Genomic DNA, 23,696 nt, shown 5'->3' on the forward strand with positions numbered 1-23,696 from the left:
CTTTTGAATAAAGTTAGTATAAAACACCGTAATTATTAAAATATTTAGAAAACAGAAGTTAGGAATAGAAAATAAGAGGTAGTTAGATTAAATGAAGGTAAATGAGATATAAGTAGTTTTGAATTATAAAACATATTTTCATATAATGAAACTGCATAGACCTTTGTCCATATTAGAGTCAACCAGTACTTAAACGCTTTTTTCTTTAATCCTCCCAAGAGCCTGTTATTGTTAATCAATAACAGGCTCTTGGCTTGGTCTGCCAAATTATCATAAAATAGTTCTATACCGTTTTAGAAAGGAGCCCTCCCATGTTGCCTGTCATTTCCCATCAAGAGTCAATTGGAAGAAGATTCCTGTTAATTTTTATTTTGATCCCCCTTTTAATGCTGGTGGGATTTTATATTACCTTTTCCATGAGCAATACCATTACCAAGGAATATAATCAAACAATTCAAACCAGCATTGCCCTAAGCCAGCTCTCAATGGAAATTAATCAAGTAAATAGTCTGATTGAAAATTATGTTCAGTCAAAGGATGAAGAGGTGCTAGAAGTCTACCGTACTGCTGAGACACATATTGATGACATTCTAAATAATATCAGAGCTGATATAGCTAAAGATGCCACCAGCAGTATCTTTTACAGAAATTTAGAAAATATGGTTGAGTACCAACAAAGGCTTGTTACTGAAATTCTTCAGTACAACACCTTTAATCTAGAGCTTTATCAGCAACTGGGTGAACTGAGAACCCTAACAATGTATATGGGTAACCATAGTCAACTGCTTACTACCAACTATTTAAGCTTTACAGACCAGGCCTATGGGGAACTAGTCAATGATTACAAACGAATCGAAAATAATGTCTACACAGTGATTTTTATTTTTATTATGATGAGCTTTCTATTCGCCTGGGCCTTTTCCAACGATATTTTAAAGCATATTAATAGTCTGTCGAAGCTGTCTGAAAAGCTTTCAAAGGGCCAGTGGGAGGTGGAAGACATGAAGGAAAGTCAATATGTAGAGTTAAACAATATGACCATTGCCTTTAACAATATGAAAAATAATATTCGATATTATATTGAAGAAATGGCTCGAAAGGTTGAACTGGAAAGAAGCCTTAATCAGGAACGGTTGAATAGCCTGGAAAAGGACCGGCTGCTTAAGGAATCACAGCTACTAGCCCTTCAAAACCAAATGAATCCCCATTTTTTATTTAACACCCTTAATATCATCGGCCGGATTGCCCTGTTTGAACGGGCCCGTGATACCGTAAGGCTTATTGAAGCAACCGCTAAAATCCTGCGTTATAACCTGTACCATGGCAAGGAAAGGGTACCCCTTGCAGAGGAGGTGGAGATACTGAAATCTTACGTTTTTATTCAGCAAGTCCGGTTTCAGGATCAAATGAGCTTTACCCTTTCGGTTGAACCGGGGCTGGATCATATCGAAATTCCGCCCATGACACTACAGCCCATTGTAGAAAATGCCATAATCCATGGGTTGAAGGATAAGGAAACCGGGGGCCAGGTATCTGTTTCCATTTCCAGTGGGGATAATACCCTTTATATCAAAATATCAGATAATGGGGTTGGTATGGGGGGCCAGCAGCTAAAGGACATATTCAGGGAACAGTCTATTCATCAAGGAAAGGGAGACACCACTGGGTTAGGCCTTGCCAATGTTAAAAGAAGGCTTGAACTGCATTTTGGCCAGGAAAATTTAATTCAGATACAAAGCAAGATAGCCCAAGGAACCCTTGTAACTATCACAATACCCCTAAAGGCAGGTGAGGAAAATGCTTAAGCTGTTAATCGCTGAAGATGAAGCCCTGGAAAGGAGGGCATTGAAATACCTAATTACCGAGCATTATCGGGGGCAGGCTATTGAACTGTATGAGGCTGCCAATGGAAGGGCAGCGGTGGAATTGGCCCTGGAAAGGATGCCCGAAATCCTTCTGATTGATATTAATATGCCTGTAATTGATGGATTGAAGGCGTCGGAAATCATTAAGGCCCAGTGCCCCGAAGTCGAGATTATTATTTTAACTGCCTTCAGCCAATTTAAATATGCCCAGAAGGCAATTCAGATTGGTGTAAAGGATTATTTGTTAAAGCCCATTGGCAATGAAGACCTGTTTAATACCCTTGATTCCGTTATTAAAAAAGTAGAGGAAAAGCAGACAAATCTGCGCAGGGTGGATATTCTTCGGGCAGGAATTAAGCAAATGCTGCCCTTTTACGAAAGGGAAGTCATTTATCATTTAGCAATGGGCAATGCCAGCTGGTTAGACAATTTTTACGCCTGCCGCAGGCTATTAGATATAGAAGGCCATGATTATACCTGCATGGTCTTTAAGGGACAATGGGAAGAAAAAATTGAGAAAATCATTGGTCTTACCAAAACCAAGCTTCAATTCCTTAGCACAATTATAATCGGCAATGTGATATTGGATGAAATGATATTGCTTGTTTTCCATAAAGGGCTGCCCCAATCCGATTTATATCAGAGACTAAAGGGACTAATGGCGGAGCTGGTGCTTCAGGTGAAGGAACGATATGGTATAGAGCTCTTTGGGGGTTTGAGTACGATTCATCAGCCTTCTTCCATGGCCCACGAAGCCTATCGGGAGGCCAAAGCTATGGCAGAGACCCAGCAAAAGCAAAAACAACCCCTTCAGCAGGTGGATCATTTAGTAATTATTTATCAGCTTGAAAAGAAAATCTTCAACAGCTTGATTAATGAAAATTTATCCCAGGCCTTAAAGGAGCTTGATTCCCTTTTAAAGGTACTTATAGAGCAAAAGCAAAGGATTCCTTCCATTAAGGCCTACATAGAAGAGCTAAATGTTGTCATGAAACGAAATGTGGTTCAGTTTTATGGGAAGGCCCTGGAGGGATTTGAGGATTTACGGCTTCAGACAGATATGAAATGCATTGATAATGTGGAAAAGATCATGGGCCTTATGGAACGGCGATTTCAGGGAATTATTAATGAAATAAAGAATTATAAAAGGGATCATGGTACCCAGCTGATTGAGACCATTAAGGAATATGTAATGGAACATTATCAAAAGGAGGTATCCCTTAATGAGGTGGCCCAGCACATTGGTTTAAGCCCCTACTACCTCAGCAAGCTCTTCAAAAAGATAGAAGGAGAAAACTATAAAGACTATGTGATACGAATCAGAATGGAAAGGGCCAAGGAGCTTCTGAGAAAGAAAAAGTCAATTAAAGAGACTGCCCTGGAGGTTGGCTATACAGACCCCAATTATTTCAGCAGGGCCTTTAAAAAGCACACTGGACTTTCAGCCACTGAATTTACTAAATTGTAATAGATGACAAATAATGAAAGAAAATAGCAAAAAAGTCTATAGAAAACGTTTTCTGAAAACGATAGACTGTAGAAAACAAGGAAGGGAGCAGGATATATGCATAAAAAAACATTAGCTGTATTGTTAATATCCATATTGATGATGGGAATTCTGGCTGGATGTTCCGGCACCAATCAGGTTCAAACAGACAACAATACACCATCTAAAGCTGAATCAATTACCTTGAGACTGGCCGACACCCATAATGAGGGATATGTAACCGTATTGGCAGACCGAGAGTTTGCCCGATTGGTGGAGGAAAAAAGTGAAGGTAGAATTAAAGTCGAGGTGTATCCCGGAGCCCAATTGGGAGATGAAAAAACCACCATTGAGCAGGCTCAGTTTGGAGCAATCGACTTTGTCAGAACCAGTATTTCACCCCTAAGTGAATTTAATCAGGATTTTGGCATTCTTATGCTTCCCTATCTTTATCGTGATCGGGATCATATGTTTAAAGTACTGGATGGCCCCATCGGAGAACAGTTTCTAACAAAGCTGGAGCAAAATAATCTACTAGGCCTCAACTGGTTCGATGGCGGTGCAAGAAACTTTTATAATGGTCAAAAAGAAATCAAAACCGTTGAAGATTTAAGGGGAATGAAAATAAGGGTACAGGAAAGCAAGCTGATGATGGACCTGGTCAAGGCCCTTGGCGCTTCCCCCACCCCCATGGCCTTCGGCGAGGTCTACAGTGCCATTCAAACAGGTGTTATTGACGGGGCAGAGAACAATTCCCCCAGCTATCTTTCCACCAGTCACTATGAAGTGGCGAAATACTATACCATAGATGAGCATACCCGGGCTCCGGAGCTGATCTTGATTAGCAAGATGACCTATGATAAGCTGTCGCCGTCAGATCAGGAAATAATTAAGGAGGCGGCCAGGGAGGCAGCCATCTATCAAAGAGAAGAATGGGAAAAGGTAGAAAAGGAAGCTGAAGAAAAAATTATTGCCAATGGTAATATTATTACTCGCCTGGAAAGCAATGAAGAATTTCAAGCCGCTGTACAATCCATTTACGAAGAGTTTGGAAAGGGTTATGAGGAATTAATTCAGGAAATTATTGATACAAAATAATAAATTGAGCAATATCCTGAAGGCATGGCATTTGAGGTGATAAATAGACTCTTGGCAATTTGTATCCTCCCGGCTGCAACATTGTAGAAGTCTTGGCCTTGTCCTTCAGGTTATTTAATTCATAGAAGAGGAGGGGAACAATGCGGGCCTTCAAAAAGTTTTTGAATCTGACAGATAAAGTATTTGAAGTGATAGGTATGGTATTTCTGGTTGCAATGATATTGATTATTTCCCTTCAGGTGGCCACCAGGCAGCTGTTGAGCTTTACTCCCCATTGGTCAGAAGAGGTGGCTTTAATTCTTATGATCTGGTTTGGCTTTATCGGCATTGCCCTGGGAGTGAAGCGGGGAATTCATATAAGCATTGAATATTTTGTGGGATTAATGCCCCAAGGGGTTAAAAAGGTCATATCAAAGCTAGAAAATCTATTGATATGCTCCTTTGGGGTGTTTTTTATGATTTATGGAAGCCGCTTGGTAAGCTATACAAGTACATCAACCCTACCGGCTACCCAATGGTCATCGTCAACAATTTATCTGATGGTGCCTGTAACAGGAGTCATGATTATACTCTATAGTTTGGAAAAGTTGTTTTCCAATGATATGAAAGAAGCTTCAATCGAGCAGGATTATCAATAGAAAGGGAGGTGGAGCTATGATTGATACACTTGCAATCATCATTTTAGTTGGAACCTTATTTGTACTGTTGTTTCTTAAAATACCCGTAGCCTTTGCACTGGGCCTTTCATCCATGGCCACAGCCCTTTATCTGGGAATTCCACCCATGGTGGTGGCGCAGCAAATGGTAAAGGGCGTTAATTCCTTTTCTCTACTGGCGATTCCCTTTTTTATAGTCGCCGGCGAAATCATGGGAGAAGGGGGAATTTCCCGTCGGCTAATTGATTTTTCCAATGTCATTATCGGTCGAATCCGGGGGGGCCTAGCCATGGTGAATATACTGGCCAGTATGTTTTTTGGCGGTATTTCTGGGTCCTCGGTGGCTGATACCTCCTCCATCGGTTCAATTTTAATCCCCATGATGGAAAAGCAGGGCTATGATAAGGACTATGCTGTCAACGTAACCGTCGCCTCCTCTACCCAGGGGGTAATCATCCCCCCCAGTCATAATGTTATTATCTATTCACTGGCCGCCGGCGGATTATCGGTAGGGCGATTGTTTTTAGGAGGAATTTTACCGGGAATTATATTGGGATTGGCCCTAATGGTCTTAAGCTATATTATTGCTGTAAAAAGAAATTATCCCAAGGGTGAACGGGTCAGTCTAAAAAATGCCTTGAAGATTACTGCCGAGAGTATTTTAGGCCTATTAACCGCCGTTATTATCATTGTTGGCGTCACCTTAGGCTACTTTACAGCCACAGAATCGGCAGCAATTGCCGCCATCTATGCCTTCATCATTACCTTCTTTGTCTACCGGGAAATCCCTCTTTCTAAAATGGGTGACATTTTAAACAAATCATTGCGGACCTTGGCCATGGTGTTGGCTATTATCGCCACCTCCAGTGCCTTCGGATACATGATGGCATACTTGAGAATTCCCGCCCTGGTGGCGGAAGCCCTGATTTCAATCTCAGATAATCGATACGTTATTCTGTTTATCGTTAATCTTCTGCTGCTGGCCCTGGGGATGATTATGGATATGGCACCCCTTATTCTGATAACAACCCCAATTTTACTGCCTGTAGTCACCAGTGTCGGTATGGATCCCATTCAATTTGGAATTGTATTAATGCTGAACCTGGGCATTGGATTAATTACGCCGCCGGTGGGCTCAACCCTGTTTGTAGGGTGCAGTATCGCTAAATGTCGGATTGAGGATGTAATTAAGTCTTTACTTCCCTTTTATGCAGTAATGTTTGTGGTATTAATTTTACTGACCTTCGTACCCCAGTTTACACTCTTTATTCCCAATTTAATTATGGGAGGCTGACGGAATACGCCAAAGGGCCGCAAAACTAGAATAACATGGCTTTTCAATTTTAATTTTCTATAAAAAAAGGAGAAATCTGGAGAAAAAGCGTGAAAAGATGTGAAAAATTCTGAATAGTGACCCCGAGGAATTTTTGAACTATGAAACTATATTTCATATAATGAAACTATGGTAAAAGATAAATAGTTAAATACCATAAGGGCTGTTTAGGGCGTGTCTGAAAACCCACTCAAGGGCTCTTTCACCGCTTTTTTGTCCCACGCAGCGTTGCTTTTCCTTGACGTACTCCTGGTATGCCTTCAAAAAAGCGCCTTGCTTGGAACAAAAATTCAGTAAAATCTGCACCCTTCGGAGTATTCAGCCACACCCTAATTAAAAACCTGTTATTTCAGAATAATAACAGGTTTTTTGCTCAATTTTTAAGGCCTTTTTTAGGGAAAGGCTAATAATTGGATAATGGTTGAAAACGTATCCACGGGTTAAAAACCCGAATGGAAAAAGGGGGTATTGATCATGGGTTTAAAAAAGCGGGAAAAGGCCCATCGCCTAAGGAATGTTAACAGGTACATCTTCAGCAGCTTAAGCTTTAAACTACAGGTTTTAATCATTGCTTTGCTGGCGGTTTCTATGCTAACCCTTGGTATAACGGCAAATCGAATCACAGAGGAAGTAATTGTACAAAATCTTGAAGCTATTATGGATGCCAAGCTGGAAATGGTAACAAGCTCCTACAATCAAATTACTGAAGACCTGGAAAACCTTACATTGCAGTTTTTTGCCAATAATCAAATACCAAAGGCTCTGACAGATTTACAATACGCAGATAATTCCTATGAAAAATATTTACTGACCAATAGTTTAAGTGACCAGTTAAGAAATGCTTCATTAACCTCGAAGTATTTCGATTCCATCGGCATTATTGCGCCGGCAAGCGACACCATAACCTATCACGGCAATTCTTCCCTCTTTAATCAGTGGACAGCAGAAATCAATTCTATTTCAGAGGCAGGGTGGTTTCAAGGGGCCCTTGAGGCCAAGGGAGCCCCACTGTGGAAGGTATTTCAAGATCAACAGGGAGAAAGGAATATTGCCATGGTCAGGGCCATTGTCGACTTCAGCACCATGGAGCCAATGGGAGTGGTGGTACTGCTGCTGAAAAATGAAATTATGATGGATTTCTTAAATCAATCTGCCTATGGCGAAACGGCCCAGGTGATGTTGATGGATGAAAACCTGGAATACATATTAACCACAGAGAACAGACCCTCAGAGCCAATATTCCCGGCGATGGAATCAAAGGAAGGAATTGATTCCTTTGATTACATGGATCAGCAAAATCATTATCTGGGTCGTATGACCTTTTTAGATAATGGGTGGATGGTCATTACGGCCATCTCAGAGGGAGAGTTGTATGCCCCCCTTCGCAGCTTAAAAAACAGAACAAACCAGTTAAGTTTGTTGTTTATAGGAATTTCGTGTCTGTTTGTCATGTTGATTCTCAAATATGCCGTGATTGGTCCCCTCAAGGCTTTAATGAAGCACATGAAGGTGGTGGAGGAGGGAGACCTGACTGTTTCTGTTGATCTTGAAACCAGCGACGAAATTGGTCAGCTCTCCCGCAGCTTCAATACCATGGTTGAAAGGCTAAAGCTATTAATCAGCAATATTATTAATACCAACGAAACCCTGGTCAAGACAGCCGCCACCCTGGATGAGGCCAGTGAGTCCATTGTCTTGTCTACCGAAAAGCATAACGAAGCCCTGGAAGAAATCAGTGTAGGCATATCAAACCAGTCTGAGGATGTAAAGGGGGGAACAGAGGCCCTGGATCGGCTAAATAAGGAGGTAGGAAACGTGGTTCAGGTAACCGACGCCTTAAAGCAGGACTCTGAAAAAATGCTAGGCCTCAGTCAAAGGGGCCGGGGAGAGGTGACGAAGCTCCAGGCAGATTCCAGGGAGTCAGCCGAGGCAATGGATCAAATCGCCGGAGAAATGAAGCTGCTGGCTCATAACTCCAGAGAAATTGAAGAAATGATAGCAGACATTCAAAGTATCTCAAAGGAGACGAATTTATTGGCCCTTAATGCTTCAATCGAAGCCGCCAGGGCCGGTGAGAGCGGCCGGGGCTTTGCTGTGGTGGCGGCGGAAATTCGGAATCTGGCAGCCCATTCCAAGGAAACCAGTGAAGGGATACAATCAATTATACAGCGGACCTTAGAAAAAACAGCAAGTGTAGAGGCTATTGTGGAAAATGCGGTATATAAAATTAACCGGCAAAATGAGCGGGTTCAAGAGACCAGCAGGGCCTTTGAGAACATCAATGCCTTTGTCGATACTCTATTAGAGCGGGTAAAGGAAATGGAAGCCGGCGTTTTTACCATGGAAAAGCAATACGAGGCGATTTTAAAGGTATTTTCTGATATTTTGATGATCTCTGGTGAAAATACGGCCATTGTACAGGAGATTACAGCCTGCTCAGCAGAAGAAATGGAGCAAATTCATCGGCTGGCAGAGCATGTTAAACATTTAAGAAATGAAAGCGATCATTTGAAGGATTCCATTGCTCAGTTTAAAATTATAAATTCATGAAATAAAAAGGAGGAATTTGTAAAAGAATATAGAACAATATCTATATTAACGGGAGAATGTTGAAGAACCCTTTAATTATTAGGTTGCTGAATATGTCAAATCCCGCTGTTTAAGCTAAGTTAATGCTATGTAAAATAGAAAACCCTGTTTTAGTGTTCAATGACTCATTCATTGTTATAAAGATTTTATTAAGGAAATTGTCATTTCACTATGGGTGATTTAGCTTTCTATTTACATTTGTAGGCTTTTAATGATGATTGATAGGAGCAGTGGTAGCATGATTTTTGAAGCGTTGATTTTAGGTCTTATATTTGGAAAGCTTCGGGGAGGTCAATTGAAACGATTGGGCTATCGAACCCTGGATTTTCCCATTCTGATTATCATATCCTTTATCCTGCTGTTGGGAACCTCTATTTTGATTCAATTGGGAAATCCTGTGGCAATTCAGTACAGAATGTTTCTTTATATTGGCGCTTACTGCCTGCTCTTTATTGTACTGTTCTTTAACCTGCATAATCGGGCCCTTTGGTTAATTTTAGTTGGAGCCATCTTAAATTTTGCCGCCATTGTATTGAATCAGGGCAGCATGCCGGTTGATTTAAACCTTCTGGCACGGGCAGGTTTTCAGAACATGCTGCAATCTATTAATATAGGGGCCCTACCAAATTATATTTCACTGGAAAATGCCCTGGGCTTCACTGCCTATTTGGGGAAACGCCTGGTAACCCCCGCCTTTTATCCTTTAAAACAGATTATGAGCGTCGGTGACATCTTCATTTCACTGGGTCTGCTAATTTATGTTCAGGCCCTGATGTGCTCCAGAAGTCACCATAGGGCGGCTGGGGTGATTCGATTTGATCAACAAAAAGGAATTAGAGCATAATATTAAGTTTTGTTTATATTTTATGAAAAACATGGGAAAATAAGCTGAGATCAAAATCTCGGCTTTCTTTATGACCTTTGAAAAAACAAGGATTGAGGGGACTAGCCATACATAAATTACCAGGGTTTCTTTTTAAGGAAGGAATCGGCCAAGGGGCTTACTGGAAAGATAGATAGCGAACCATAAACCATTTATTGTCTTGATTATTTTTTAGTGTTAAAATGAAAGGATAGGTAAATGAAGAAATTTATCAACAGAGGTGATAAAGGTGAAAAAGGTATTTGAAAAGCTTTTTGGAAGTCATAGTGATAGAGAATTAAAGAAAATGAAAAAGGACGTAGACGCAGTATTGGCCCTTGAAGCGGATTATGCAAAATTGACAGATAATGAATTAAAGGATAAAACCAGACAGTTTAAGGAAAGATTAAAAAATAGTGAAACCCTTGAGCAATTATTGCCAGAAGCCTTTGCTACAGTGAGGGAGGCGGCCTGGAGGGTATTGGGGCTAAAGCATTATCCTGTTCAGCTCTATGGTGGAATTGTGCTGCATCAGGGCAGAATTGCCGAAATGAAAACAGGTGAAGGTAAAACCTTGATGGCGACCCTGCCTGTGTACTTGAATGCCCTGACAGGCAAGGGAGTCCATGTGGTGACTGTCAACGACTACCTGGCAAAGCGGGATATGGAATGGATGGGAAAGGTTTACCAGTTCCTGGGCCTAAGCGTTGGAGTCATTGTTCATGGTATTACACCACAGGACCGTAAAAGGGCCTATGATGCTGATATTACCTATGGTACCAACAATGAATTTGGATTTGATTATTTAAGGGATAATATGGTTATTCATCGGCATAACATGACACAGCGGGAATTGAATTATGCCATTGTCGATGAGGTTGACAGTATTTTAATTGATGAGGCCAGAACTCCCCTGATCATTTCCGGGCAGGGGGAAAAGTCAACGCAAATGTATTCCACTGTCAATCATTTTGTTAAAACCCTTAAGGCAGAGGAAGACTATAATATTGATGAGAAGGCCAATACCGTAGCCCTTACGGAAGAAGGGGTTGAGCGGGTAGAAAAGTACTTTGGCATAGAAAACCTGTCAGATGTAGCCAATATGGAGCTTTCACACCATGTAAACCAGGCCCTGAAGGCCAATACCCTTATGAAGCGGGACAAGGACTATGTGGTAAAGGATGGAGAGGTGGTCATTGTTGATGAGTTTACCGGTCGTTTAATGTTTGGTAGACGGTACAGTGACGGACTTCACCAGGCAATTGAAGCAAAGGAAGGCTTAAATGTTCAACGGGAATCTAAAACCCTGGCCACCATTACCTTCCAAAACTACTTTAGAATGTATCAAAAACTGGCGGGGATGACCGGTACCGCCAAAACTGAAGAAGAAGAGTTTATTTCCATTTATGGTATGGATGTTATTGAAGTACCAACTAATAAACCCGTTATCCGGCAGGATTTATCCGATAGCATCTATCAAACCGAGGCGGGGAAATTCAGCGCCCTGGTTAAGGATATTGAAGAAAAGCACAAGAAGCAGCAGCCGATCCTGGTGGGTACCATTTCCATTGAAAAGTCAGAGGAGCTTTCCAGGCTGCTGAAAAAAAGAGGAATTCCCCATGAGGTATTGAATGCAAAGCAGCATGAACGAGAGGCAGAAATTGTAGCCCAGGCAGGAAGGAAGGGCGCCGTAACCATTGCCACCAATATGGCAGGTCGGGGTACTGACATTACACTGGGGGGAAATCCTGAATTTTTGGCAAAGCGGGAGATGAAAAAGCGGGGCTATACCGACGAACAGCTGACCTTTGTTACCAGCCATGCCGATACCGATGACCAGGAGCTGATAGAAGCAAGAAGGGAATATCAGCAGCTTCATGATCAATTCAAAATGGAAACCGACCGGGAGCATGATGAGGTGGTGGCCCTGGGAGGCTTGCAAATTATCGGTACCGAAAGGCATGAATCAAGGCGAATTGACAATCAGCTTCGGGGCCGGGCAGGACGTCAGGGTGACCCCGGTTCAAGTCGTTTTTATATTTCCCTGGAGGATGATTTAATGCGGCTGTTCGGTGGCGACAGGATGCAGGGCCTTGTTGAAAAAATGGGTCTTCAGGAGGATGAAGCCATTGAGCATAACCTGCTGACCAAATCCATCGAAAATGCCCAGAAGAAGGTGGAAGGCCGTAACTTTGGAATCCGTAAGCATGTATTGCAATACGATGACGTTATGAACAAACAGCGGGAAATCATCTACGGAGAACGTAAAAAGGTTCTTTCCGGAGAAAACATGTATGAGCATATAATGAATCTGTTAAGTAATATTATAGATGATGCTGTTAAGCTATATACGGCCGAAGCCAAGTATCCTGAGGACTGGGATATTCCAGGATTAGAGGATTATCTGCAAAAAATCTTCCTGCCCAAAGATTCCCTCAAGCTGGATAATTTAACCGAAATGACCGAGGAGGATTTAAAGGCTAAGGTCATGGAAACAGCCCAGGCAATTTATCAGGCCAAGGAAGAGGAATTTACCTCTGAAAGAATGCGAGAAATTGAAAGAATTATATTGCTTCAGGTAATTGATACCAAATGGATGGACCATATCGATGCCATGGATCAGCTGCGACAGGGAATTAACTTGAGGGCCATTGGTCAGGTGGACCCGGTGCGGGCCTATCAGATGGAAGGTTTTGATATGTTCCAGGAGATGATAAAAAGTATTCAGGAGGAAACGATCCGGTACCTTTTCAATATTCAGAAGGAAACCGTGGTGGAACGAAAACAGGTGGCAAAGCCCGTTGAGGCCTCCCATGGGGAAGGCAGCAAACCATCAACAGTGGTAAAGGAAGATACTGTCGGCAGAAATGACCCCTGCCCCTGTGGCAGCGGTAAAAAATATAAAAAATGCTGTGGGCAATAATGGGGTGAAAAGATGATTAACTTAGATCTATATCGACAACAATTACTGAGGTCAAAGGAAGAAATCAACGAAATGAGGGCTTCTCTTTGACATCGATCAGGCGATGATTCTATTGGAGGATTACGAGGCCCAAATGGCCTCCGAAAATCTGTGGGATGACCCCCAAGGGGCCCAGGAGTTATTGAAAAAGGCCAAAGCTTTGAAGGATCGAATCGAGAGCTATGAAGGGCTGTTAAAGATCTACGACGAGCTGGAAACCGCCATTCTTTTTATTGAAGAGGGAGAGTCGAGCTTTGAAGAAGATTTGATAAATGGACTCAAAAAGCTGGAAGCCAATCTGGAGGAGCTGAAATTGGCTACCCTCCTGAGGGGACCCTATGACAGTAATAATGCCATTATTTCCATCCATGCAGGCACAGGGGGCCTGGATGCCCAGGATTGGGCCAAGATGCTCTTAAGGATGTATACCCGTTGGGCAGAGGCTAAAGGCTTTAAGGTGCGGCATCTGGATTTGCTTCAAGACCCGGAGGCAGGAATTAAAAGTGTCACCATGATGGTGGAGGGGGAAAATGCCTACGGCTTTTTAAAACCAGAAAAGGGTGTACACCGGTTGGTGAGAATTTCCCCCTTCGATTCTTCCGGAAAGCGGCATACCTCCTTTGCTTCGGTGGATGTCATGCCGGAAATTGACGACCAGGTAGAGGTTGATATCAAGCCTACTGATTTAAAGATTGACACCTTTCGGGCCAGCGGAGCCGGCGGACAGCATGTCAATAAAACTGACTCGGCGGTAAGGATTACCCATTTACCTACAGGGATTGTGGTACAGTGTCAAAATGAGCGGTCTCAGCACAGTAATAAAGACACTGCCATGGCCCTGCTAAGGGCTAAGCTGGTGGAGCTTAAAGAACGGGAGCATAAGGAAAGGATTGAGGACCTGCAGGGAGAGTATAGCCAAATTGCCTGGGGAAGTCAAATTCGATCCTACGTGTTTAATCCCTATAATCTTGTGAAGGATCACCGAACCAACGTAGAGGTAGGGAATATTCAAAGCGTTATGGACGGGGAAATTGACATTTTTATCAATGAATATTTAAAGCAGAATCCAGGTGATTAAAGCCTGGATTTTCTTTTAAATATCAATGAAAAATTTGCCAAAATTTTTGATAATTCTAAAGGTATTTTGCTATTGTTGTCGAATAAATAGTACAACACCAAAGTTAAGCTGTATATATGAATTTATTTATACATATAAACCCAAAAACAAAATAGTCTTGAAATTATGGGGCTGCAAAATGATAGTGAAGGGGGAAGACTGATGGGGAAGTTTTTTCAAAAAAGGACACCCAATCGAGATGAACAAAAATGGAGCTTTATTAATAGTACCATTGGAAAGAAGAAAAGTATAAAAAGGCAGCTGGTTTTTGTTAGCTGCTTACTAATACTGATTCCCATTGTTACCATTACAAGTATATCTTATTTTTACGACTCTAAAAACATCATGAAAAATACGGAAGTCACCAATCAAAATATGGCCGATTCAGTCGCTTCCCAAATTGGTATTTATATGGATTCAGTGTTAAACATGGTGCGGCTGATGCCAGCGGGTCAGGATTTTTCAACAATCGACGAGTATAGGGCTAATAATCTTTTTAACAGCTACATATTTCAAAATAAAGATTTTAAGGCCTTTTATCTGGTTGATGCCCAGGGAACGGTGAAGATTTCAACCACCAGGCAAAGAAACTACAGTGTTGCCAATGAGGAATGGTTTCAAAGGGCCATGGCCGGTGAAACGGTGATTACCCAGTCGGGGTTTGAAGAGCAAATCAATACCTATGGTATTAAAATTGCCCTGCCCTATAGAGATCATATGAACAATCGTTCCGGGGTATTAATGGCAGTAATGGGTTTTGACAGCATTAATCGTATTGTTAGAGAGGTTTCCATCGGAGAAACCGGCCATGCTTATGTTGTTGATTCCGACGGCTATGTAATCGGGCACCGAATTGCCTCGCAATATGTAATGAATCGCTATAATATGATTGAAAATTCTTCCGGGGCCCTTGCTTCAGTGCTTGAAGGACAGCAAAATATAGCCGAGGGGTTAAATCATGAAGATGTTAACATGCTGTTTTCCGGGGCTACCGTAGGGGACCTGGGCTGGCGGGTAATCGTTGAGCAGCAAAAACGAGAGGTACTGGCCATGACCCGTTCATCCCTTAACCGAAGCTTGACAATTGCCGTTTTATTCACCCTTGGTTCCCTGGTGTTTTTAGCAGGCTTTGCCAGTGTTTTTGTGAAACCTATTGCCAAGCTGGTTGAGAGCGCAAATAAAATCAAAGATGGTGATTTAACAGAGCAAATCGAAGTAAAGGGTACGATAAAAAGCAAAAGTGAAATTGGACAGCTCCAAATGGCCTTTAATGATATGGCATCCTCCCTGGCCGGGATTGTAAGGCAAATTATTATCACCACCGGTGAGGTAGCCAAGAGCATTGAAGATTTGTGGAAAAACTCTGAGCTGACAGCCATGGCCGCCTCAGAAATTTCCAAGACCATTGAGCACGTGGCGGCAGGAACATCTGAACAGATGACCAGTGTTGAAAAATCAGCCAATGCCATGGTGGTAATGGTAAATAACGTAAAACAGGTTACGGAAAATGCCAATGTCATTGTTGCCTCCACCGAGCATACCTCACAATTGGCAGCCGGAGGGGTCAAGGGAATTGAAGCAATTAAAGAAACCATGGGAACCATCTCTAATCTGGTGGGAAATACCTCCACCCTGATTATGGATTTGAACCGGCATATCAGTGAGATTGACAGGGCTGGTCAGTTAATTACACAGATTTCAGACCAAACAAATCTATTGGCCTTGAATGCAGCCATTGAGGCCGCCCGGGCCGGAGAGCACGGCAGGGGCTTTACCGTAGTGGCTGAAGAGGTCAGGAAGCTGGCGGAGCAATCCCGAAATGCTTCCAAGGAAATCATTAGCTTAATTGAAAAAATTCAAAAAGAAACAAACCGGGCCGTGGTCTCGATGGAGGAAGGAATCAAGGGAGTTGAGGCAGGAAATGAAGTGATTAATCAAACCGCCGATTCCTTTGTATCCATTAAAGAAGAAACCGATGCAGTGGCTGAATCCATGAAGGAACTATCCACCGTCATTCAGGAAATGGCCCAAGAGGTGATGTCAGTGGAGGAAGCAATGCAGGAGGTTGCTGGGGTTTCCCAGTCAACTGCCGCAGGAGCAGAGGAAGTATTGGCCAGCGTCGAAGAGCAGGATTCGGCTATTCAATATATGACTACCTCGGCCTTAACCCTTGAGCAGATGATTCAGGAGCTGAAGGAGATTACTACACAATTTAAGCTTGCTGACCTTCAAGAGCCAGTAGAAGGGCCCCAGGAGTTTAATGAGATAGACCATGAAATCAAGCCAACTGATGATGATGCTATTGATGAAGTAATCAAAGAAGATACACAAGCATCCACTTTAGCTGCAGCTTATGAGGAATTTATTCCTGATGAAGTGGAGGAGGAAGAACAAAGGACAGATACCAGTGAAATAGAACCTCCAAATCCTGATGCTCCAACATATGATGATATAGAAGAAGCAGAGGGTCAGGAAATTCCAGAGGAAGAGACCGATTCAGAGATCGATCTGGAAAAAAAGGAAGCTGAATAAAAAAAATCCCCCGTCCTATTCCCTTAGGAAGGGGGATTTTTACATGAAAACATCGAAAAGCATACCACGTATGTCATCTAAACGCTTAATGATTGACAGACGGTCCACCTCATCCTTTAAAAATTCCTTCGTTAAGGCTTCCAGCTCCCGGTCAACATTTTTCACAATACTATAAACTCGATGCCGGCCTCGGCGATCTAAAAAGTTTTGCTTGGAAAATTGATGAGAATTTTTCACCGCCACATCTAAAAACTCCCGTACCAGTTTTTTATATTTAATCACTTCGCTAAGGTGCAGCTTGTCGCCAATTCGATCAGACTGCTTTACAATCTCTTCGTACAGGCCCTTAAGATGGTCTCTGACCTGTTCAGATTTAACCTCTTGAAACCTGGAAATAAACTCGGCCTGCTTGGCGGGGGTTCTTTTTGTGGTGGTGGCATTGACCATTTCCCGAAACTCTATTGGAGTTAGATTCTCAATTCTCTTCATGGAGTATTCCTCCTTTCAGCTTATATATATTATATCGTCAAAGTTATCGAAAGTCATTAGGGCTAAATGATTAAAGACAAGCTGAATTTGTGTCGATATAAATATAAGATCAGGAAGACATAAAAGGTGGTGTCATTATGTATCATGGAATACAAAAACCCTACTATACCGGTGTTAATCAGGCCTACAGCAAGCAAATGAACTCTTTTAAAATAAGGGGAACCCTGGTGTTTAAAAATGGTACCGATATTAAGCTGGATGTAGGCGATCAAAAAATATTGAGTATCAGCCTAAAGGGAGAGCTGAATGCCAAGCTGGGAGATACAGTAGTGATTGATAAAAAAAATATCCTCCATTCAAGGGTAGAGGATACCACAGCTGCCCCCATATTGCCAGAGGAAGAGGGGAAATATTCACAGCTTCTGAAAAACATGGAGCTTCCCCAGCGTAATGATCTGATGGAGGCCCTCAAGACCCTTGATTTACATGGAATACAATTATCAAAGGATACTTTATTAAATTTTGTCTCCTTAAAAGGTCAATTGAATACTCTGGTGGAGGGGTTGGATTACGATACAGCCATACAGATCATGGATCAAGAGGTTGATATCGACAAGGAGCCCCTGGAAAAGGTTAACCAGGCAGTAGAAGAGGCGAAGCAGGAAGAAGGGGGCTTTTCCATTGCCAAAATTATAGCTAAATTTAAAAGCATTAGTACAGAAGAAGCTGAAAAAATAGCTGAAAAAATATTCGGCAGCAAAATGGGAAAGGACATTACCGATATTATTAAAGCCCTGCACCGGGCCGGCATGGATATAACCAGAAAAAATATCAACCGGGTTAATGAAGTATTTACAAAGCTCCATCAGGCAAAGGAAATCAGCAGTGAGGGGATGATAGAGGCCCTAAAGGAGAATCCCGAAGCCAATATTGATCAGCTGTATCGAATCAAGAACTCAATTAAAAGGGGTGTTATCGCTGTAGAAGAAAAGGTAAGTCAATTGGCTGCCAGGGCCTACGATCAATTTCAGTCGAAGGGGCAGCCGGTAACCAATAAGGAATTGGAGCGCATGGAAGGAGATATTAAGGAGCTTCTGGTAAGGGAAGACCTTGAGGTCACCGATGAAAGGGTACAATTAGCTAAGGAAATGATTAAGGGCGGCATTGATGTAAGCAAGGACTATATTGAAAAGATCGAAGCCCTGAAGGGTCAGCTTAAGGAGCTGGCAGAAAAACTAAGCCATGAAAAAATAACGCATCTGTTAAAGTCAGGAACAGATGTAGAAAAGACCAAAATAGCTGATCTGATTAAAATGGTAAGGGAATTGGACAACCTTGAAAACAGCCAATTGACAGCTGCAAACTTACAGATGGATTCCGCTAAGATCGAGGATATCCTGGGAAAGCTTGAGCGTACCGGTGAAATTCAAGACAAGGATCTATTGCTATTACTTAACAGAAATATTGATTTAAAGCTATCGGATATAGAAAGAATCCTCTTTGGGGAGGCCCGGCAATCCATCGATGAAGGATATGGCCCCACCATTAAAATGATCAATCTGTTAAATGACATTAAGACGGTTAATTTCAACAACATTGCCCAGCATTTAAGCCAAAATCAGCCTATTACCCTGGAAAGCCTGGCCATGAATCAAGGGAATCAGACAAACCCAATTGCATTGAGGTTGAGTCAATTCCAAATGAAGGCCGCCGGATTATCCTCAGAAAATCCCGGTCATGTGGAGCTGGCCCAGGCCATTGTGTCCAATGAAATGGATTTAAATGAGGGAAATGTCAGGCGTGTAATTGATATTCAAGGTAAGCTTCAATTCATTCGAACTAACATGACCAGCCTACTGCTTCAGAAGGGACTGCAACAAGGGCTTCAATTTGAAAAGATGGATATCGGCCAGCTGATGGCCCATATGAACCAATTCAGAAAAAATCATGTATCCGCCCAAACCCTGGTGGATCAGCTGCCTAAAATTAATCAAGGAGGAAGCGATCTGCTGGCTATGATGCTAAAAAACCAAATTCCGCCAAATCTTAAGGAGCTTCAGGCATTATCCTCATTCATTCATAACAAGCAGCAGCTTGGGCACCAGCTAGGAGAAATTATTCAACTGCTGGAGCAGGCTGACGGTCAGCCATATGTGCGGGAGGTTAACGATCTGAAGCAAATGATAAAGGACTTGAGCCAGGGGCTTAGGGAAGGAAAAATCAACCTGGAGGAGTTTGAAAAGCAATTGGTGAAGGAAATGGGAAAACTGACGGAAAAGCTAGAATCCAATGGTCACGCCAATCGGGAGGCTGTCAGCAAGGAAATTGACAAAATGCTTCAGTCAGTTCAAACCCAAAATAGCCTGAATCACCGGGATGTAATGCTGCAATTTCCATTTATAATGGATAATCAGCTTAAAAACCTTCAAATCTACGTTATGAATGAAAAGCGTGGCAGTAAAAAGATTGACCCTAGCAATATGTCGATTTTGCTCAATATGGACACCAACAACTTAGGGAATGTTAATGTTTATGTGGGGGTAGCCCAAAGACAGATCACCCTCAAGGTAGGGGTAGCCTTGAAGGCCTATAAAGAAATGATAGAAGCCCGAGCATCTGAAATTAAAGGCCTCCTTGAGGAAATCGGCTATGGGGTAAAGGAACTGACCTTCAGAGTAGAAGAAGAAGTAAACCTTTTAACGACCATCGACGGGGCTGAAGAAAAACAAACAGGAGCCAGACATTTTATTGACATGATGATTTAGGAGTGAAGCCATGAAACAGGAGAAAAAGAAGCAGGCCGTAGCCTTGCATTATGACGTTGAAAAGGACCAAGCCCCCAAAATTATTGCCACTGGCCAAGGGATTACGGCAGATAACATGCTGAAGGTGGCAGAAGAGAGCCAGGTACCAATTCATTTCGATGAAAAGCTTGTCAAGGAGCTAATTCAATTTAAGGTAGGTACTGAAATTCCGCCAGAGCTTTATGAAATCGTCTCGCAAATATTAATTTTTGTTGAAGGAATTGATGAAAAGCTAAACAATGCTAAAGTAATGCCGAGAATCGACCGATATAAATAATAGCAAATTGAAAACGATGAGGGGGAAAAACAATGCGAATTAATCATAATATACCAGCACTCAATGCTCATAGGCTACTAAGTCATAATTCTAATTTAACTGCTAAAACTCTGGAAAGGTTATCTTCAGGAAAAAGAATCAATCGTGCCGCCGATGATGCAGCCGGTTTAGCCATATCAGAAAAGATGAGGGCCCAGGTGAAGGGACTTCAAGTGGCTTCTCGAAATGCCCTGGATGGTATTTCTCTCATTCAAACTGCAGAAGGGGCCATGAACGAGATTCATGCCATGCTGCAAAGAATGAGAGAGCTGGCGGTTCAAGCCAGCAATGGCACCTATGAGGACGAAGACAGAGAAAACACCCAAAGTGAGGTTGCCCAGCTATTGGCTGAAATTGATAATATTGTGGAATCAGCCAACTTTAATAATAAAATGATCTTAGACGGCTCATTGGCCGTTACAGGAATTCAACTTCAAATTGGGGCCAATGCAGGTAATACAATGGTCTTTACCATCGAAAGGCTATGTACCTCTTCCCTGAGCATTAATAATATTAATCTATCAACAGCACCTTCGGCGGCTATTTCAGACTTGGATGATGCAATCGCCAAGGTGTCTGCCACCCGTTCCAAACTGGGGGCCATTCAAAATCGTCTTGAGCATACCATTGCCAACGTCGATAATACAGCAGAAAACATCACTGCGGCCCTTTCAAGAATTGAAGACCTTGATATGGCCCTTGAGATGTCCACCTTTACCAAGCTGAACATATTAACCCAGGCCGGTACCGCCATGCTTGCCCAGGCCAACCAACGGCCCCAGTCAGTTCTTCAGCTGTTAGGTAGCTAGAGGTGGCCGTAATGGGAGTAAAGGATTATTTGGCCAATCGTGTGGCCACAGCCAACGGTGCCCAATTGGTGGCAATCCTATATGAAGGGTTAATGGAGTCTTTGGCGGATGCCCAGGAAGCTTTAACCGATGACAATTCACAGGCTCTTATGCAGGAAATTGATAAAAGTAGAAATATATTGGCTGAGCTCTTGGCAACCCTCAGGGGAAATGAAGAAATAGCCAATCAGCTCAGGGGCCTCTATCTATACGTAAATCAACTGATCACAGAGGCAGTTAACAAAAAGGAGCCCCTCAGGCTTCAAGATGCCCAGGCCGTTCTAAGGCCCCTGTATGAGGGCTGGTGCCAATTGGGAGAATCCTTAAATTGCGAGGGAGGCAATCAGGGCCCTGCCATTGTTTCGGGCTTTACCTATGGAAAGGGACAGCTTACCGACCATGTGGTCAATCAGGATGAGCGTTGGAAAAAGGGTTGAGAATAACTTAAAAATCAGAAATATGTAGGGATCGCTCCTTACATATTTTTTTTTACCCTTCAAAAATAATGGCAAATTTAATATTATGATTTAATTATGCCTGTGGTATAATAGCCTTATGAAAAATAAGGGAGGAAAAAATATGAATATTGTTCAGCAGCTGATGAAGGAATTTCAGTTGAGGGAGCATCAGGTGGTCAACACCCTTCAGCTAATTGATGAAGGCAACACCATTCCCTTTATTGCCAGGTATCGAAAGGAACAGACTGGGGAACTGAGTGACACCGTATTAAGGGAGCTGAGTGAGCGGCTTACATATCTTAGAAACCTGGAGGGGCGAAAGGAAGAGGTTTTACGCCTTATTCAGGAGCAAGAAAAATTAACACCTGAATTGGAATTGAAAATACAAGGGGCTGTAACACTGCAGGAGGTTGAAGATATTTACTTGCCCTTTAGGCCAAAACGCAGGACCAGGGCAACTATTGCCAAGGAGAAGGGGCTGGAGCCCCTGGCCATGGCCCTGATTCAGCAAAACTGTACAAAATCAGAATTTATCTCCATGGCCGAGGGCTTTATCACCTCCGATGGCGTTTCTTCCCTTGAAGAAGCTATTAATGGTGCCATGGATATTGTAGCTGAAATGATTTCAGATAATGGTGATTATCGAAGGGAAATCAGGAAAATTACCTACCTTGAAGGACTGATAATATCAAAGGCAGTCAAGGAGGAAGCTGAATCGGTCTATGAAATGTATTATGATTATCAGGAAGCGGTCAAATCTATTCCCGATCATCGAATTTTGGCCATTAACCGTGGTGAAAAGGAGGGCTTCCTAAAGTTAAAGGTAGATATTGCAGTAGACAAGGTGCATTATTATCTAAAAAGAAAAATTACCAAGGCCGAGGCCAATGAAAATGAATACCTGACAGCGGCCATAGAGGACAGCTATAAAAGATTGATTGCCCCCTCTATAGAAAGGGAAATCAGGTCACAGCTGACAGAAAGGGCAGAGGAAAAAGCCATTAAGGTATTTGGTGAAAACCTCAAGAAGCTCCTGCTGCAGCCGCCGATTAAAGACAAAGTGGTAATGGGCTTTGACCCTGCTTATCGAACAGGGTGTAAAATTGCCGTAGTGGATGGAACGGGAAAGCTGCTGGAAACTGCTACGGTATATCCAACCAAGCCCCAAAATGACATTGATGGCAGTAAGCAGAAGCTAAAGGCCATGATTGAAAAGTATGGCGTTGAGGTGATTGCCATTGGAAACGGTACAGCCTCCAGGGAATCAGAGGCCTTTGTGGCAGAGCTTATAAAGGAAATTGACCGCAGTGTCTATTATGTTATCGTCAGTGAAGCCGGAGCGTCGGTCTATTCAGCCTCAGAGCTGGCTGCCAAGGAGTATCCCGATATTAATGTTTCCCTAAGGGGAGCCATCTCCATTGGCCGCCGTCTGCAAGACCCCCTGCCGGAACTGGTAAAAATTGATCCCAAGCATGTAGGTGTGGGCCAGTATCAGCATGATGTCAATCAAAAACGTCTGGATGAAGCCCTAAGAGGTGTAGTGGAGGATTGCGTTAATAGCGTAGGGGTTGATTTAAATACAGCCTCAGCCGCTCTGCTTCAATATATTGCTGGAATCACCAAGACAACGGCAGAGAACATTGTTAAACATCGAGAAGAACATGGGAAATTTAAAAATCGCAGAGAGCTTCAAAAAGTCAAGCGGCTGGGGCCGGCGGCCTTTGTCCAGTGTGCAGGCTTTTTAAGAATCACCGATGGTGATAATATTCTCGATAACACCGGTGTTCACCCTGAATCCTATGAAGCTTGCGAAAAATTAATTGAGCTGATGGGCTTTAACAGGGCTCAGCTGACTACAAGGGAATTGAAGGCCCTTGGGGAAGCCTTGAAGGGACTTAATGAAGCCAAGGCTGCTGAAAAGCTGGGGATTGGCCTGCCAACCTTGAGAGACATGGTCAGGGAACTGAGAAAGCCCGGTAGAGACCCAAGAGAAGAGCTGCCCAAGCCTATATTCAGAACCGATGTGTTAAAGATCGAAGACCTTAAGCCTGATATGATTTTAATCGGTACCGTAAGAAATGTCATTGACTTCGGCGCCTTTGTGGATATTGGAATCAAAAATGATGGGTTAGTTCATATTTCTGAGTTAAGCGACCGGTATATCAGAAATCCCATGGATGTGGTCTCCATCGGTGATATTGTGAATGTAAAGGTGATTGGAATTGATATTAAAAAGGGTAGAGTATCCTTAAGTATGAAGGGAATACAACAAAATAAGTGA

Annotated in this window: 16 protein-coding genes; 15 read left to right on the forward strand and 1 reads right to left on the reverse strand. The window is 42.6% G+C overall.

Features of this window, described 5'->3' with window-relative positions; genetic code table 11:
- The first annotated feature begins 311 nt into the window (after positions 1-311).
- The 10 genes from ACYQ1I_RS08375 (at position 312) to ACYQ1I_RS08420 (ending at position 16,500) form a co-directional block, all read left to right on the forward strand.
- The gene (locus ACYQ1I_RS08375) at positions 312-1,805 is read left to right on the forward strand and encodes a sensor histidine kinase (protein WP_459764239.1); all 1,494 of its coding nucleotides are present in this window, start codon (positions 312-314) and stop codon (positions 1,803-1,805) included.
- Positions 1,798-3,333 carry a response regulator gene (locus tag ACYQ1I_RS08380; protein ID WP_459764241.1) on the forward strand — a complete coding sequence of 512 codons (1,536 nt, stop codon included), beginning with the start codon at positions 1,798-1,800 and terminating at the stop codon, positions 3,331-3,333. Before ACYQ1I_RS08375 ends, ACYQ1I_RS08380 begins: the two co-directional genes overlap by 8 nt.
- A 96-nt stretch (positions 3,334-3,429) precedes the next feature.
- Positions 3,430-4,449 (forward strand): TRAP transporter substrate-binding protein, encoded by a 1,020-nt coding sequence (locus ACYQ1I_RS08385; protein WP_459764243.1) that lies wholly within the window; start codon positions 3,430-3,432, stop codon positions 4,447-4,449.
- Between the two features lie 140 nt (positions 4,450-4,589).
- The gene (locus ACYQ1I_RS08390; protein ID WP_459764245.1) at positions 4,590-5,087 is read left to right on the forward strand and encodes a TRAP transporter small permease; all 498 of its coding nucleotides are present in this window, start codon (positions 4,590-4,592) and stop codon (positions 5,085-5,087) included.
- A gap of 16 nt (positions 5,088-5,103) precedes the next feature.
- Positions 5,104-6,399 carry a TRAP transporter large permease gene (locus ACYQ1I_RS08395; protein WP_459764247.1) on the forward strand — a complete coding sequence of 432 codons (1,296 nt, stop codon included), beginning with the start codon at positions 5,104-5,106 and terminating at the stop codon, positions 6,397-6,399.
- Positions 6,400-6,912: 513 nt separating this feature from the next.
- Positions 6,913-8,988, forward strand: a complete 2,076-nt coding sequence (locus ACYQ1I_RS08400) for a methyl-accepting chemotaxis protein (protein ID WP_459764249.1) — start codon at positions 6,913-6,915, stop codon at positions 8,986-8,988.
- 250 nt (positions 8,989-9,238) lie between these two features.
- Positions 9,239-9,871, forward strand: coding sequence for a DUF5317 domain-containing protein (locus ACYQ1I_RS08405; protein WP_459764251.1), 633 nt, complete (start codon positions 9,239-9,241; stop codon positions 9,869-9,871).
- Between the two features lie 268 nt (positions 9,872-10,139).
- Complete coding sequence (gene secA / locus ACYQ1I_RS08410; protein ID WP_459764253.1) at positions 10,140-12,812, forward strand: preprotein translocase subunit SecA; 2,673 nt, start codon at positions 10,140-10,142, stop codon at positions 12,810-12,812.
- Between the two features lie 12 nt (positions 12,813-12,824).
- Positions 12,825-13,929 (forward strand): peptide chain release factor 2 gene (prfB, locus tag ACYQ1I_RS08415; protein ID WP_459764255.1). Its coding sequence is split into 2 segments (ribosomal slippage): positions 12,825-12,899 and positions 12,901-13,929, totalling 1,104 coding nucleotides; the frame shifts between segments, so codons are not numbered across the junction.
- A 201-nt stretch (positions 13,930-14,130) separates the two neighbouring features.
- The gene (locus ACYQ1I_RS08420) at positions 14,131-16,500 is read left to right on the forward strand and encodes a methyl-accepting chemotaxis protein (protein WP_459764257.1); all 2,370 of its coding nucleotides are present in this window, start codon (positions 14,131-14,133) and stop codon (positions 16,498-16,500) included.
- A gap of 39 nt (positions 16,501-16,539) precedes the next feature.
- On the opposite strand, the gene ACYQ1I_RS08425 is transcribed toward ACYQ1I_RS08420, so the two are convergent.
- Entirely contained in the window at positions 16,540-16,989 is a 450-nt protein-coding gene (locus ACYQ1I_RS08425) for a YaaR family protein (RefSeq protein WP_459764259.1), read from the reverse strand.
- Positions 16,990-17,126: 137 nt separating this feature from the next.
- On the opposite strand from ACYQ1I_RS08425, the gene ACYQ1I_RS08430 reads away from it, so the two are divergent.
- From ACYQ1I_RS08430 to ACYQ1I_RS08450, 5 genes are all read left to right on the forward strand, one after another.
- On the forward strand, positions 17,127-19,754 hold the full coding sequence (locus tag ACYQ1I_RS08430) for a DUF6240 domain-containing protein (protein ID WP_459764261.1): 2,628 nt from the start codon (positions 17,127-17,129) through the stop codon (positions 19,752-19,754).
- 10 nt (positions 19,755-19,764) lie between these two features.
- Positions 19,765-20,070: an EscU/YscU/HrcU family type III secretion system export apparatus switch protein gene (locus ACYQ1I_RS08435; RefSeq protein WP_459764263.1), complete on the forward strand. Its 306-nt coding sequence runs from the start codon at positions 19,765-19,767 to the stop codon at positions 20,068-20,070.
- A 32-nt stretch (positions 20,071-20,102) separates the two neighbouring features.
- Positions 20,103-20,918: a flagellin N-terminal helical domain-containing protein gene (locus tag ACYQ1I_RS08440; protein WP_459764265.1), complete on the forward strand. Its 816-nt coding sequence runs from the start codon at positions 20,103-20,105 to the stop codon at positions 20,916-20,918.
- An 11-nt stretch (positions 20,919-20,929) separates the two neighbouring features.
- Entirely contained in the window at positions 20,930-21,394 is a 465-nt protein-coding gene (fliS, locus tag ACYQ1I_RS08445; RefSeq protein WP_459764267.1) for a flagellar export chaperone FliS, read from the forward strand.
- Between the two features lie 142 nt (positions 21,395-21,536).
- Complete coding sequence (locus ACYQ1I_RS08450; RefSeq protein WP_459764269.1) at positions 21,537-23,696, forward strand: Tex family protein; 2,160 nt, start codon at positions 21,537-21,539, stop codon at positions 23,694-23,696.

It is taken from the genome of Alkaliphilus crotonatoxidans (genome assembly GCF_054658015.1).

Coding starts and splice junctions, on each gene's coding strand:
- ACYQ1I_RS08430 (WP_459764261.1), top strand. CDS start 17,127: ATGTATCATGGAATACAAAAACCCTACTATACCGGTGTTAATCAGGCC.
- ACYQ1I_RS08405 (WP_459764251.1), top strand. CDS start 9,239: ATGATGATTGATAGGAGCAGTGGTAGCATGATTTTTGAAGCGTTGATT.
- ACYQ1I_RS08395 (WP_459764247.1), top strand. CDS start 5,104: ATGATTGATACACTTGCAATCATCATTTTAGTTGGAACCTTATTTGTA.
- ACYQ1I_RS08385 (WP_459764243.1), top strand. CDS start 3,430: ATGCATAAAAAAACATTAGCTGTATTGTTAATATCCATATTGATGATG.
- fliS (WP_459764267.1), top strand. CDS start 20,930: ATGGGAGTAAAGGATTATTTGGCCAATCGTGTGGCCACAGCCAACGGT.
- ACYQ1I_RS08425 (WP_459764259.1), bottom strand. CDS start 16,989: ATGAAGAGAATTGAGAATCTAACTCCAATAGAGTTTCGGGAAATGGTC.
- ACYQ1I_RS08440 (WP_459764265.1), top strand. CDS start 20,103: ATGCGAATTAATCATAATATACCAGCACTCAATGCTCATAGGCTACTA.
- ACYQ1I_RS08450 (WP_459764269.1), top strand. CDS start 21,537: ATGAATATTGTTCAGCAGCTGATGAAGGAATTTCAGTTGAGGGAGCAT.
- ACYQ1I_RS08400 (WP_459764249.1), top strand. CDS start 6,913: ATGGGTTTAAAAAAGCGGGAAAAGGCCCATCGCCTAAGGAATGTTAAC.
- ACYQ1I_RS08380 (WP_459764241.1), top strand. CDS start 1,798: ATGCTTAAGCTGTTAATCGCTGAAGATGAAGCCCTGGAAAGGAGGGCA.
- ACYQ1I_RS08390 (WP_459764245.1), top strand. CDS start 4,590: ATGCGGGCCTTCAAAAAGTTTTTGAATCTGACAGATAAAGTATTTGAA.
- ACYQ1I_RS08420 (WP_459764257.1), top strand. CDS start 14,131: ATGGGGAAGTTTTTTCAAAAAAGGACACCCAATCGAGATGAACAAAAA.
- ACYQ1I_RS08435 (WP_459764263.1), top strand. CDS start 19,765: ATGAAACAGGAGAAAAAGAAGCAGGCCGTAGCCTTGCATTATGACGTT.
- ACYQ1I_RS08375 (WP_459764239.1), top strand. CDS start 312: ATGTTGCCTGTCATTTCCCATCAAGAGTCAATTGGAAGAAGATTCCTG.